The organism is Saccharibacillus sp. CPCC 101409 (genome assembly GCF_030518235.1).
Classification (GTDB): domain Bacteria; phylum Bacillota; class Bacilli; order Paenibacillales; family Paenibacillaceae; genus Saccharibacillus.
The window spans coordinates 67924-82405 of sequence record NZ_JAULSA010000015.1; the positions used below are offsets into that span (position 1 = coordinate 67924).

Genomic DNA, 14482 nt, shown 5'->3' on the forward strand with positions numbered 1-14482 from the left:
GTACTTTTCGCTATTTCTTTTTTTACATAGAATTAACCCGCCGTTTACCGAGCATGGATTGAACACCGCCCGCCTTAAACGTATATTTTTCGATGGCACTGTATATTTTCACACAGAGAGGGGAAAAAGAAGTGATGAAAAGGAATGCGCCGATCGGCCTGCTGCTGACGGCGGCGATGCTGCTGACGCCGGTGCTGCCGGCAGACGTACATACGAGCAAGGCCTATGCGATTCAAACGCTTGCCGCGCCGCAGGGCGCAGGCGAAGAAGCGGCGCAGCTCCCGGCTGCAAACAGCGAAGAAAGTAACGGCGAAACGCCGCCGGGCGGCGCGGAAAGCGGATTTCCGAATCCGGCGCCGGGCGATGCGGACTCAGGGGACGGAGCCCCCGAACCGGGGACACCGGACGAAGACGGGCAGCAGGGAGAAGCGCCGGGCGTCGAGCCGCCGGATGAGGAAACGCCGGAACCGCCGCAAACGCAGCAGCCGGACGCCGCCGATGCGGATAGCGATTCGATGCCGCTCGCGGCAGTCACGAAGCTGGTGGCGCGCGGCGCCGAATGGTCGTATCGGGTAGGCGACAGCGCTCCGGCGGCCGGCTGGAACGACGCGGGCTTCGACGATGCGGACTGGGAGAAAGCTCCGGCTCCGCTCGGTTACGCGAGTTCGGGCAAGGGCAAAGAACTGGCGACGACGATCGGTTACGGAGGCGTCGCTTCCAAGAAATACATCACGACTTATTTCCGCAAAGAATTCCGGGTGACGGACCAATCGTCGATCCGGCAGCTGATCGCGACGCTGGTCAAAGACGACGGCGCGGTCATCTATCTCAACGGCGAGGAAGTGTACCGGACCAATCTGCCGCAGGGACCGGTCGAGCCGCACACGCTGGCTCCGGACGCGGTCGGCGACGAACGGCCCGAAGAGAAATTCGGCGTCGATCTTTCCCGGCTGCAAGAAGGAACGAACGTGATCGCCGCCGAGGTGCACCAGCAGCGCGCGGACAGCTCGGACCTGTTCTTCTCGCTGGAGCTGGACGCTCCGCCGGCGCTTCAATCGGGACAGGGGCTGCTGGGCGAGTATTACAAGACCGGAGGCGGCGATTACGGCTTCGGCGATTATAAAGCGACGACGATCGATCCGCAGATCAACTTCGCCGATCTGGAGCCGGTGCTGCAAAAGTGGACCGGAACTGCGGACGGCGTAAACGCGCGCTGGACCGGGCAGATCGTGCCGCGGGAAACGGGCGATTATACCTTTTACATGATGGGCGATAACGGCTTCCGGCTGTGGATCGACGAACGGCTCGTGATCGATCACTGGGTCGCGGACTGGGACAAAGAGCAGACCAGCTTGCCGGTCAGTCTGGAAGGAGGCCGCAAACATACGTTCAAGATCGAATATTTCGAAGAAAACGGCGGCTCCAACCTGTATCTGCGCTGGGCCGCTCCGGCTCTGGGCCTGAGCAAAGAGATCGTGCCCGCCTATGCCTTTTACCTGCCGGAAAGCTACGCCGGTCCGGTATCGGGCAGCGTCGAAGACGGAGGAAACACGCTGCTGCTGAAATTGAAGTCGGACATATCCGATCCGCCGTCGGGGCTGGAGAATCATTTGACTCTGACTTCCGGCGGGCAGCCGCTGGCCGTGCAGTCGGCCGAGCGCGGAGCCGATCCGGCCGAGCTGAAATTGAAGCTGAATCCGGCCGAGCCGATCAAAGGGCAGGAGGCGGTATCCGTCGCTTACGACGGTCAGGGCGGACTTGCGCTGGCGGACGGAACTCCGGCGCCGGGGTTCCGGTTCAATCCGGAAAATGCGCTTGTCGATTATTCGCCGATCGCCATTGCGATGTCGCTGTACGGCGACGCGCAGACCAACCGGGCATTCGCCTGGTATACGCGCTATGAGCACCCGGAGAAAGCGCCGGCCGATATACTCGACAGCATCGTGGAGATCGTGCCCGCAGACCGGGACTTCGATTCCGCGGACAAGATCCGGGCGGCCGGCGAGTCCGACGATACGCGCGTGCTGCCGAATCTGAAGATTACCGGCTCGACGACGGGTTCGTTTATCAGCCACAAAGTCAAAGTGGACAACCTCAAGCCGGGCACGGCTTACAAGTACCGGGTCGGCAGCGACGGGAACTGGAGCGGGACCGGAACGTTTACGACCGAAGGACAACAGGAGAACGATTACCAGTTCCTGTACATGACCGATTCCCAGGGGTCGAACACAAACGATTACTCGGTCTGGGCCGATACGCTCAAGAACGGTCTGGAAGACTTTCCGAACGCCAAATTCCTGGTGATGACCGGCGACCAGGTGGACGCGGGCGCGCAGGAATCGCAGTGGCTCGACTACTTCGGCCAGCCGCAGAAACTGCTGATGAATCTGCCGCTGATGGCGGCGGTCGGCAACCACGAAGGACCGTACAACGACAACTATTATTACCATTTCAACTATCCGAACGATTCGATTCCCGATCCTCTGCCGCCGGGCAGCGTATACTCGTTCGACTACGGCGACGCCCATATCATGATCCTGAACACGATGGACATGAACTGGGACGAGCGCCAGAGAAATTCGTTCGACCAGGAAGTCGACTGGTTGAAGCGCGAAGTGGCGCAGACCGACAAGAAGTGGAAGATCGTCGCGTTCCATAAAGCGATCTACTCGGTCGGCAACCATGCGAAAGACGGCGATATTCTGGCGCTGCGCGAGAAAATGCATCCGGTATTCGACGAACTCGGCATCGACGTGGTGCTCCAGGGACACGACCATACGTTTATGCGTTCCTTCCAGATGTATAACGACAAGAAGGTCGAGCATATTCAAAAAGACGCCGAAGGAAACGTGCTGAGCCCGAACGGGACGCTGTATATGATCAACAACTCGGCGGCGACCAAATTCTACGATGTGCAGAGCGGCGTAGACCGGTACTATGCCGATATCTACGAACAGCCGAGAAAGGCCGTCTACTCCGGCGTCAGCATGACCGAAGACCGTTTCAAGATCGACTCGTATATGTCCGGCGACAAGAGTCCGTTCGACACGTATTCGATTGTCCGGGGCGACGAGCTGCCGAATCCGGTCGAAGACTTGACGGCCGATGCCGCGGGCGGCGGCAAAGTGTCGCTGACCTGGACCAAACCGGCCGACAAAAGCGAAGACGACGCGATCCGCGGTTTCCGCATTTACGAGACGGACGGCAAACTGGGCAAGAACTGGAGCGTATACGTGCCGGCCGCGCAGGGACGGGACGCGTACAGCTACCTGGTCGACGCGGCGAAAGCGGGCGAACATTATACGTTTGCGGTGCGTTCCGTCGACAAGCGCGACAACTCTCCGGTCGTAACCGTCGATACCGGCAGCAGCGTGCCGGCCGCGCCGACGGCTCCGGTCGTCGACGATCTGCGCAATACGTTCGGCTGGACCGGCACGGCGGGCTACGACAAGGCGGCCGAATACGAATACAGCACGGACGGCGGCAAGAACTGGCAGCCGATCGCGAGCAATCCGCAGCCGGTCGGCGACCGTGATTATGCGGCGGGCGATGTGCAGGTGCGCGTTGCGGCGGACGAAGCATCCGGCCGGAAAGCCGGCAAAGCGCTGCTGTCGGACAAGCCGTATACGGCGGCCGGACTGCAGGGCGCGTACGCGCTGAGCGGCAAACTGGAGCGCGGCGGGCAGCTCAAAGCGGAATTCACGGCGGAACAAGCGGGCGAGTACGACGGTCCGGCTTACCTGGTCGTGGAGCTGATGTACGGCAGCACCCCGATGCTGATTAACGCGATTCCGATCGATCAAGAGAAATTGGACGTAACGCAGTACTTTAACGTAAGCGGCGAAGGCTACCGGGTGAAAGCGTTCGTATTCGACGCGTTCGACGGCGATCTCAAAGTACCCGCGCAGCTGGCCGAGCCGGTGCTGCTGCAATGAGGAAGAAGGAGAGGAATTTGACGTTGAAAACTTATCTGGCGGCCCTGCTGGCGTTTCTGCTGGCATTCTCCCCGGCCGCGGTCCATGCGGCGTCCGCCTTCACGCTCGAACTGAGCGCGAAGGAAGTACGGCGCGGCGGCGAATTGAAGCTGTCCGGCTCCGCGCCCGACGGCAGCGGCGTTGTCGTGAAGATCGTCGGCCCGAAAAGCCATATTTTCTACATCGACGTGCTCACCCCGGCCGAAGGCAAATATTCGGCCTCGGTTACGATTCCGGCGAGCGAGGATCTCTCGCCGGCCGGAACGTACACCGTCGCGGCGGGCTCCGGCTCGGAGAGCGCGACCGCGACCTTCGCCGTCGCGGGCGGCGGCACTTCGCCGGGCAATCCCGGCGGAGACAATCCGGGCGGCGGCGGCCCGGGAACCGGCGATCCGGGGGCGGGCGGCCCCGGAACGGGCACTTCGCCGGGCACCGGCGGCTCAGGCGGCAGCGACGCGCCGCCGGCAGGCAGCGGCGCCGGCATCCCGGCCGGCGCGGGCGAAGCCCCCGGCGCGGTCGTGCGCGCCGAAGCTTCGAGCGCCGGCGTATATCTCGCCGGCGCGGACGCGCTGCGCGCGGCGGCCGAAGCGGCGCGGCCGGGCGGCGCCGTCACGATCGAGCTGCCGGCCGCGACCGCGCAGGCCGGCGGAGCGCTGGAGTTCCCGGCGGCTTCGCTGCGGGAACTGAGCGCGGGCAGGCTCGCCCTGGCCGTCTCGATAAGCGGCGGCCACACCATTACGTTCCCGGCGGGCGCGATCGGCGCTCCCGCCGGCGCAAGCGCCAGAGTCCGGATCGAACTCAATCCGGCCTGGAACACCGTGGCGCAGACGCAGGTCGAAGCCTCCCTGCCGGCCGGCGGCGAATACCGCGCCACCGGCGTGGTGCTCTCCGCCGTCATCCGCACGATCGACGGCGGCAAGGCGACCAACGTGCGCGAACTGGCCCTGCCGGCCGAAGTATCGCTCAAGCCGACAGCCGCCCAGGCGGCGAAGATCGCGGCCGATCTGGCCGGCGTCTACTACGCGGACGGCGGCCGGATCGAATACATGCCGGGCAGGATCGCGAACGGCATGTTCACGTTCAAGACCATCCATTTCTCGACTTACGCGGTGCTCGAATACGATAAAACCTTCGCCGATCTTAAAGGCCACTGGGCCGAAAGCCCGGTCAAGTCGCTGAGCGCGAAGCATCTGGTCGCGGGCGTGGACGCGGACCATTACGCGCCGGCCCGCGGTATCACCCGCGCGGAATTCGTAACGCTGCTCATGCGCGCCGTGGAGCACGAAGGCCGCGCGCAGACGAGCGCGAACCCGGCCAATCCGTTCAAGGACGTGCCGCAGGGCCGCTACTACACGGAATACGCCGCGCAGGCTTCGGCGCTCGGCATCGTGACCGGCTACGGCGGCAAATTCCGCCCGAACGATTCCATTACCCGCGAAGAAGCGGCGGTATCGCTGGTACGGGCGGCCGAATATTTCAGCCTGCCTGAGAAGAATGCGAACGCGGCGGCCTTTACGGATGCCAATGACATCTCGGCCTGGGCCGAAGCGGCCGTTAACCGGGCCCGCGCCGCCGGCCTGCTCGAAGGCAGCGGCGGCCGGTTCGAACCGGCCCGCACCGTAAGCCGCGCCGAAGTGGCAGCGATGGTGCTGCGCCTGCTGCCGGACGGCACATTTTAAGAAGCGGAGGATACAAATATCATGCGCAGAACATGGAGCTCGATCGTCCTGACGGCGGCGATGCTGATCGGCCTCGCCGATCCGCTGACGGGCGGCGCGGAAGCGGCCGCGGCCGCTTCCGATTCAAGCGCCGTCTTGGCTGCGGCCGTGCCGACCCGCAACGTCGCGCTGAACGCGGCGGTGCAGGCATCGGGAGAAACGAAAAGCAGCGAAGCGGCGAAGTACGCGGTCGACGGCAGGTCGGACACCAAATGGGCCGACAGTTCGAACGCGAAGATTAAGTGGCTCAAGCTCGATCTGGGCCGGGTCTATACGGTCAACGAGTGGGCGATCAAGAACGCGGGCATCAACGAAGGCAACAGCCCGTTCTGGAATACGAAGAACTACCGGCTGCAGCAAAGCGCCGACGGCAAAACGTGGTCCGATGTCGACGTGGTGCAAAACAACGCCCAGACGATCGTCGACCGTTATCTGCCCGAGCCGGTAACGGCGCGGTATTTCCGTTTGTATATCAGCCAGGGCGCTTACGACGCCAATGTGGCGCGGGTGTACGAGCTGGAATTGTACGGCGTAGACGCGGAACTCGATCCGGCGTATCCCGCCGGCAGCCTGCCGGCGGTCGATTACGTCGATCCGTTTATCAATACGCTGGGCGACAACGGGCAGACCAACCCCGGCCCGACCGCTCCGTTCGGCCTGGTATCGCTCGGGCCGGACAGCGACGGCGGCGCGTTCAGCGGCTATTACTACCAGGACAAGTATCTCAAAGGCTTCTCGCATCTGCGCTTCAGCGGCGTCGGGTGCAGCGGCGCGGGCGGCAATATCCTGATGATGCCGGAGACCGGCGATTTTACCAAAGACAGCGGCAAATACAAACAGCTCTACGACAAAAGCAGCGAGCAGGCGTCAGCCGGCTACTACGCGGTCAACCTGAATTCCGGCGTCGGCGTCGAGCTGACCGCGTCGGACAACGTGGGCATGCACCGCTATACGTTCCCCGAAAGCGAGCGGGACGGCTCGGTGCTGATCGATCTGTCGAACTCCTATGCGGGGATGGTGGACGCCAATCTCAAAGTGGAAGGCTCGAACGAAATTTCGGGCATGATCCAGTCGCAGAACGTGTGCGGGCACGGCTATTACACGATCTACTACTCGATCCAGTTCGACCGGGATTTCGATTCGTATCAGTCGTGGCAGGGCGATTCGGTAGGCGAAGTGTCTTCGCGCAGCGGTTCGAACAGCGGCGCATGGCTGAACTTCGACACCTCGTCGGGCAGGACGGTCCAGGCCAAAGTCGGCCTCTCGGCCGTCAGTCCGGAGCAGGCGAAGATCGAGCGCGATACCGATATCAAAGGCTGGGATTTCGACGGTCAGCGCGCCAAGCTCAAGGGAGAATGGAGCGATGTGCTGGGCAAAGTCGAGATCAAGGACGCGGACGAGACCAACAAGCGCGTGTTCTACACGCAGCTGTACCATTCCTTTTTGCATCCGAAAAACGTAACCAGCTCCTCCGGCACGTTCAAAGCGGGGCGCGACGAAAACACGATCCGCCAGGCGTCCGAGCTGGGCGAGAATTTCGAGTATTACAACGGCTGGACGACCTGGGACGACTTCCGCAAGTACGCCTTGTTCTCCGTGCTGGAACCGCAGCGGTACGAGAACATGGTCAAATCGCTGGTCGATCTGTACAAGACGAGAGGCTCCTATACTCAGTGGGGCGACGGCTACTGGCCGAGTCCGACCGTGCGCAACGAGTTCAACGGAGCGGTCATCCTCGACGCTTACGCCAAAGGTTTCCGCGACTTCGATGTGCGCGCCGCGCTGAAAGGCATGGGCACGGACGCGGACAACTTCGCCATCTCGGACACGGAAATCTCGGGCAAGCTGGAAAAGGCCAAAAGCGGCTATTTCCCGATGAAGCTGGCCGAGCTGACGGGAGACGAAGCGGCGTATGAAAAGTACAAACAGACCGCAGCGGCTTACCGCGATCTGTGGAACGCGAACCAGGTGGACGAGAAAGGGCGGAAGATGGGCTTTTTCACGCCTAACGGTCAAACGGTCGAAAAATCCGACGTGACGGCGGTGGATAAGTATGCGTACCAGGGCAACCTGTGGACGTACCGATTTTCTTCCACGCACGATATTCGGGGGATGGCGGAATTGATGGGCGGCAAAGCCGAAATGGCGAAGCAGCTTCAGGACTTTTTCGCGCGCGACGAGTATCTGGGAGTCAACGAAACGGTGCTGGATACGCCGTATCTGTTCGATTATTTGGGCTATCCGTATCTGACCCAGTATTACGCCAGAGAGTACACGACGGAAATCGTCACGCAGAAATACCACAACCACGGCCTGTACAGCTATCCGCTGAAATCCCGTATTTACCGCGACGATCCCGAAGGCTACCTCCAGTCGATGGACGACGATGCGGGCGCGATGTCTTCGTGGTTTGTGTACAGCGCGCTGGGATTGTTCCCCGGCAATCCGGGCGACGCGAACTTCCTGATCGGCTCGCCGATCTTCTCGGAAGTGACGCTGCATCTGGATAACGGCAAAACGTTCACGATCAAAGCGGACGGCTCGTCGAGCGAGAACCGCTATATCCGTTCCGCTTCGCTGAACGGCAAGAATTTCGACCGGGCATGGATCGGCTACGACGACATCATGAACGGCGGCGCGCTGACGTTCGATATGGGATCGGAGCCGAATACGTCCTGGGGCGCCAGAGCTTCTTCCGCGCCGCCGACGTTCGACTACGGTTCGGAGCCGGGCGGCACGCTGGTGCGCGCCGAGCTGATGCCTATGGGTTCGACCTGGAAATACGAAGACGGCGGCCGCGATCTCGGCACGGCTTGGACGTCTGTGTCGTACGACGACAAGAGCTGGAAATCCGGCGCGGCCCCGCTCGGCTACGACAACAAGAAATACGCGAAGACGGTCCTGAGCTTCGGAGGCATCGAGAGCGACAAGAACCCGACCGCGTATTTCCGCAAAACGTTCGAACTGTCCGACGTCGACGGTCTGCTGGAGCTTGAAGGCGGTCTGGTACGAGACGACGGGGCGGTTGTGTACGTCAACGGGAATGAGGTCTACCGCACCAATATGCCAAGCGGCAGGATCGGTTACAAAACGTATGCCAATGCGACCGTAGGCGACGAGCGCAGTCCGGTGAGCTTCTCCGTCGATCCGTCCGTGCTGGCCGAGGGCGTCAACACGATCGCGATCGAGATCCACCAGGTCAACGCCACGAGCTCGGATATCGCGCTCGATCTGTCGCTGAGCGCGCTGCGCCAGCTGGATCGTCCGGCCGCTCCGACGGCTCCGGTCGTCGACGATACCGCCAACACGTTCGGCTGGACCGCCGTGCCGGGCATCGCGGAAGCATCGGCTTACGAATTCACGACCGACGGCGGAGCTTCGTGGACGACCGCGGCGTCCAATCCGCAGATCGTCGGCCCGGCCGCTTACGCAGCCGGTAAGGTGCAGGTTCGCGCGAAAGCGAACGCGGAGCTGAACCGCGCTTACGGCGAAGCGCTGATCTCCGACAAAGCGTACACGTCGGATATCAGGTGGGACGTGTTCGATCTGGAAGCCGACGTCAAGCGCGGCGGCAATATGCAGGTCAGCGTCCAGGGAACGCTCAAAGGCGCGTACTCCGACTCGGCGGTCGCCGTGATCCAGCTGATGAACGGCGCTTCGCAGGCGTTCGTAAGCAGCGCCATCCCGGTCGAAACCGGCAGCTTCGACGTTTCGCAGACGTTCAACGTGAACGCCGACAAATACCGCGTCAACATTTATCTGGTCGATGATTACAACGGCAATGTGTACGACTCGCTCTGGCTGGCCGACCCGATCGTATCGCAGCCGGAACCGCAGCCCGAGCCGGGCGGAGGCGAACAGCCGGGAACGCCGGGCGATCCGGGCAATCCAAGCGAGCCGGGCGAAGAACCGCTGCCCGAACCGCTTCCGGTGCCGGTCAAAGTGATCGATGTGCCGGAACCGGCGATCGAACCGGATTCGCCGGAAGCCAACCCGAACCGGATCGAGTTCGAAAGTTACGCTTCGCTGTCCGCGGCGGCGCACCCGATCAACGGCAATAAGCTCAAAACGGAAGCCGGCAGCTCCGGCACGGTCGTCGCCAATACGTTCGGCGGCGCATGGCTGACTTACCGGGACGTGAACTTCGGCGCGGAAGGGGCGAACCGGATCGCGATCGAGTACGACGCGCCGTCGAACAAAGTTCCCGCGGATGCCGCGCTGGAATTCCGTATCGGCTCCGAGACCGGACGCCTGGTCGGCACGCTCCCGCTCAAGGCGACGGGCAGCGGCTGGGGCAATTACGGCAAAGCGACGGCGCTGCTGTCGGAGACGATCACCGGCGTGCAGAACCTGACAGTCGTGCTGCGGGGAACCGCAACGAGTTCGCTGCCTTACATCGGCAACTTCGACCGCATGGATTGGAGCTACGAGAAGATCCGGGCGGATTACGCCGCCCTGGAGCTGGAGAGCTACGATCAAGGGTCGACGGATGTAAATCCGGCGAACGGCCAACCGCTCAAGACGGAAGCCGGCAACGGCGGCCGGCAGGTGGCGGGTACGTTTAACGGTGCCTGGCTGGCCTACAAAGCGATGAACTTCGGCAGCGCCGGAGCCGACACGTTTGCCGTGACTTACTCCGGCAATTCGACCAACACGGCCGCCGACTCCGCGGTGGAAGTCCGCCTCGGCTCGCCGCAGGGCGAACGGGTCGGCGTAGTCGCCGCGCCTCCGACCGCCGCGTCGTGGGGCACGTACAAGACCGCTTCGGCGGGCCTGACGCGCAAGCTGACCGGCGTGCAGGATATTTATCTGGTGCTGACCGGTACGACGGACGGCACGTACAAGTACATCGGCAACTTCGACAAAGCGGCGTTTACGCTTGCCGGAACCGGCGGTTCCGATACGGCAGACCCGCAGCCGGGCGGCGAAGAGCCGGGCCCGGGAGGTTCCGATCCGGGAACTCCGCAGCCGAATTTCTCGGCGGTGAACGGCAAACTGGCGATTGAGTTCGAGAGATACACGAGCTTAACGGATGCCAAGCATTCCAACGGCAATCCGCTGGGCACGGAGAAGAACAACGGCGACAACATCGTTGTGAAGGATACGTTTCCCGGCGCGTGGCTGGCTTACGCCCGCGCGGACTTCGGCGCGGACGGCATGAACGTCGTCGAAGTCACGTACGACGCGCCTTCGCAGAAAGCGCCGGCCGACGCGGCGCTGGAATTGCGGCTCGGCTCGGCCGCGGGCGAGCTGATCGGCACGATCAAGCTGCCCAATACCGGCGGCGGCTGGGGCTCGTACAAGACCGTGTCCGCCGAGCTGTCCAAGCGGGTAAGCGGCGTACAGGATCTGTACGTCGTGATGCGCGGCGCGACTACCGGCACGCTGCCGTATATCGGCAACTTCGACCGCCTCGCGTTCTCGGCGGGACAGTAATATCCCGGCGAAGCCTGGGGATTCTTTCCCGGTTTTTCGCCCGGCCTTTTGTTTATGCCAAAGAACCTTCACCCCTGCGGACCGGGGATAAAGGTTCTTTTTGCGTTCAGGGAGCCCGTTTTTCGGGCTTCCGGTTTTTCGAAATCTAACGGAAGGGAGCGACGCTAATCGCGCTCTTTACGGCTTTTCGGCCGGCTAACGGAACACAGAAGCGTTAATTCGCCGATTTGCCGCTTTCTTGCCGCCATAAAAGCGCATTAGCGTCTCCTGGTTCCGTTAGGATTCGGAAAGGGCCGAATTCGGGCAAATAACGCTTCTCAGTTCCGTTAGAGCGGCGCGAGGGGCGACTGGATTATCGGACTGTGTCCGTCCGACTCCTTACATCTGCCAGACCGGCTGCATCCATCCAACGCCCGTCTATCGCTTGCGCTTACACCCGTTCCGCCGGCTGAGCCTGCGCGGCTGCGGCCGGGCCGTCGTTAAGCTCGCGGTCTCTGCGGCCCGCAAGCAGAACCAGCAGGAAGCAGAGGAACAGCACGATCGCGGCCGATACGTACGGGTAGTTGATATTCACGTCGAACAGCGCGCCCGCGACGATTGGGCCGGCGATATTGCCGAGGCTGCTGTACGCGGAGTTCAGGCCGGCGGCGAAGCCCTGCTGATCGCCCGCGCGGCGGGAGATCTGCGTGCCGATCGCCGGGCGCAGAATATCGATCGCCAGGAACACGATAAACGTGACGGTCACGATCAGCCAGTACGGATGCACCAGCAGCGTCATCAAAACGAAGACCGCGGCGACCGCCAGACAGATCGAGATCACCCGCTGCTCGCCGAAGCGGTTCAGCAGCCAGCCGAAGAACGTCGCCTGCACCACGGCGCCCGCGATCGAACCGAACGTGATAATCACGGCGATATCGCGCGCGGTGAAGCCGAACTTGTGATCGACGAACAGTCCGAATACCGTTTCGTAATTCGCCAGACCGAACGCGCTGACAAATACGATGACCAGACTGAGAAAATACGGCGTCTTATACGACGTCGCCAGCTGCTTGAGCAGGCTGTCGCGTTTGCCGGCGGACGCCGCGGCGATCTCCGCGCGGCGCTCAAGGCTGAGCGATTCCGGCAGCACGAGCAGCGTGACGACCCCGGAGATCAGGGCGGCGAAGCCGGCCGCGAAGAACGGCACGCGAATGCCGAATTCGGCCAGGAAACCGCCGATGCCCGGCCCGATAATAAAGCCGGTCGTGATCGCGGCATTGATAAAGCCCATGCCTTTGGCGCGTTCTTCGTCGGAGGTGATATCGGCGGTATACGCCATCACGGCCGGCATAATCAGCGCCGCGCCGATGCCGCCGAGAATCCGCGAGACGAACAGCAGCCACGGCGCGTTCGCGATGCCGAACAGGAACTCCGACACGGCGAAGATCGCCATGCCGACGATAATAACCTTTTTGCGGCCGAGACGGTCGGAGATGCGGCCGCCGATCGGCGAGCAGATCAACTGCGCCACGGAGAACGTAGCGGTCAGCAGACCGACGATGATGCCCCCGATATGCAGCGTATTCATGTAAGTCGGCATAATCGGCACCACGAGGCCGATGCCGGTGAAGACCAGAAAAATATTAAACATGAGCAGCAGCAAAGCCGCCCGGTTGCGAAGCATCAAATCCATAATAAGCATCCTCCATGGTTATAAATAAGTGCCCGATGCGATCCCGTACGCTAATCTTCCGGCTCCTTCGCCAGCCCGTACAGCAGCACGTCCACGGCAAGCCGGTACGTACTCAGCGCGTCTTCCGCGCCGGGACGGCGCGATACGCGGCTCAGCCCGATGACCAGGCTTTCCAGCACCAGCGCCAGCCGGTCGGCGTCGCCGCGTTTGAACTCTCCGCTGTCGATACCCGCCTGGATCAGGTCGCGGTTGAAGCGCATATGTCCCGCCGTCATCTCGGCCAGCTTTTCCCGGACGTCGCTTTCGATCTCGCCGCCGAAGAATTCGTCCGCCGCCTGCGTCAGCGGATGGTTGAGGTCTTCGGTCACGAGCAGCTCGGCGAAGCCATACATTTTATCCGCCGCGGTTTGGAACAAGTGCTCTTTTTCCCGCCATTTGGCGTACCAGTCCAGGTCCCACTCGTCGAGCAGGTACATGAACAATCCTTCTTTGCTTTTGAAATGGTAGTAAATATTGCCTTTGCTGCTGCCCGTGGCGGCTGTGATATCCTCGATCGAGCTCGCTTTATAGCCTTTTTGCACGAACAGATTCCGCGCGGCGTCGGCGATGCGTTTGCGCGTTTGTTCGCTCTGGATTTGTTTTTTGTTCAACTGGGGTCACCCTGGCTTTCTATATCGAAAAAAGGTTTTTACGAATCCTGAACGTTTGTTCAGTATATTACCAGATTCCGAGCCGGACTTCAACCGCCGAAAGCGGATTTTGGGCAAAACGCAGCGGATCGCTTATAATGAAACAAATCGTCGCACAAACGACAAAGCGGCAGGCGGCAAAGGACGGGGAACGCATGGACATACGGGCAAAGCGGCGCGAGCACGGCAGCGAGATCGCGGTGATCGACACGGACGTTTTATATGAAGAAAAAGGGCGGTTTCGCGTGCTGGAATTCGCCAACGGCGATGTGCAGGGCGCGCTCGACCTGGACGATCCGGACCGGATCGTGCTGGAATATCCGCGGGCGATCGCGCACCTGATGGAGCAGGGCGATCCGCCTTTCGAGCGGGCGTTTATGATCGGGCACGGAATCGGGACGATTGCGCGGCATTTTGCCGGCCGGGATATGCGCACGGCGGAGATCAGCGCCACGATTGCGGAGTGGAGCCGGGAATATTTCGGATACGACGGTCCGGCGGTGAAGGTCGGCGACGGCCGCGAGCTGCTGGCCGCGGAGCCGGACGGTTCGCTGGATTATATCGTGCTGGACGCGTTCACCGAGCGGGGGACGCCGTGGCATCTTTTTACGCGGGAGTTTTTCAAGCTGGCGGAGCGGAAGCTGAACGAACGGGGCGCTATCCTGCTCAACGTATTCGGTAAAGGACGTCGCGATTCGTTTACCGAAGCGGTATGGGCGGGGCTGTCCGAAACGTTCGCCCATACGCGCGGCTTTGCGCTGCCGGCGGACGGTCCGAACGACGCGACCAACCGGATTCTGGCCGGCGCGAAAGTTCCGATCGAAGCGAAACCGCGGCAGATGGCCGGCTTCCGTCCGTCGGACCCGGAGATCGGGACGGTGCTGGAGGACGGGATGTTCGGGTATGGAGGCGGGAATCGTTGACGCAAAAATGCACCCTCAAACGAGCATCGGCGTAACCGTCAGGTTCCGATGTTCATTGTAGAGGGTGCAT

General features: G+C 62.0%; 6 protein-coding genes. 4 read left to right on the top strand and 2 right to left on the bottom strand.

Annotation, left to right across the window (positions count from 1 at the left end; all coding sequences use genetic code 11):
* Nucleotides 1-134: 134 nt before the first annotated feature.
* Genes QWJ34_RS22740 through QWJ34_RS22750 form a run of 3 tightly spaced genes read left to right on the top strand, consistent with a single transcriptional unit; the run spans nt 135 to nt 11128 of the window.
* Complete coding sequence (locus QWJ34_RS22740; RefSeq protein ID WP_302731404.1) at nt 135-3935, top strand: PA14 domain-containing protein; 3801 nt, start codon at nt 135-137, stop codon at nt 3933-3935.
* A gap of 23 nt (nt 3936-3958) precedes the next feature.
* Nucleotides 3959-5653 carry an S-layer homology domain-containing protein gene (locus QWJ34_RS22745; protein WP_302731392.1) on the top strand — a complete coding sequence of 565 codons (1695 nt, stop codon included), beginning with the start codon at nt 3959-3961 and terminating at the stop codon, nt 5651-5653.
* A 21-nt stretch (nt 5654-5674) separates the two neighbouring features.
* Entirely contained in the window at nt 5675-11128 is a 5454-nt protein-coding gene (locus QWJ34_RS22750) for a GH92 family glycosyl hydrolase (protein WP_302731393.1), read from the top strand.
* 430 nt (nt 11129-11558) lie between these two features.
* Here the strand turns inward: QWJ34_RS22750 and QWJ34_RS22755 are convergent, their stop codons facing one another.
* Nucleotides 11559-12800 carry an MFS transporter gene (locus QWJ34_RS22755; protein ID WP_302731394.1) on the bottom strand — a complete coding sequence of 414 codons (1242 nt, stop codon included), beginning with the start codon at nt 12798-12800 and terminating at the stop codon, nt 11559-11561.
* 50 nt (nt 12801-12850) lie between these two features.
* Nucleotides 12851-13450: a TetR/AcrR family transcriptional regulator gene (locus QWJ34_RS22760; RefSeq protein WP_302731395.1), complete on the bottom strand. Its 600-nt coding sequence runs from the start codon at nt 13448-13450 to the stop codon at nt 12851-12853.
* Nucleotides 13451-13644: 194 nt separating this feature from the next.
* Here QWJ34_RS22760 and QWJ34_RS22765 point away from each other — a divergent pair, with 194 nt between their 5' ends.
* Nucleotides 13645-14412, top strand: a complete 768-nt coding sequence (locus QWJ34_RS22765) for a spermidine synthase (protein ID WP_302731396.1) — start codon at nt 13645-13647, stop codon at nt 14410-14412.
* Nucleotides 14413-14482: the final 70 nt, after the last annotated feature.

Bases quoted from the DNA above. Each gene is read 5' to 3' on its own strand.
- QWJ34_RS22740 (WP_302731404.1), top strand. From the start codon at position 135: ATGAAAAGGAATGCGCCGATCGGCCTGCTGCTGACGGCGGCGATGCTG.
- QWJ34_RS22750 (WP_302731393.1), top strand. From the start codon at position 5,675: ATGCGCAGAACATGGAGCTCGATCGTCCTGACGGCGGCGATGCTGATC.
- QWJ34_RS22755 (WP_302731394.1), bottom strand. From the start codon at position 12,800: ATGGATTTGATGCTTCGCAACCGGGCGGCTTTGCTGCTGCTCATGTTT.
- QWJ34_RS22765 (WP_302731396.1), top strand. From the start codon at position 13,645: ATGGACATACGGGCAAAGCGGCGCGAGCACGGCAGCGAGATCGCGGTG.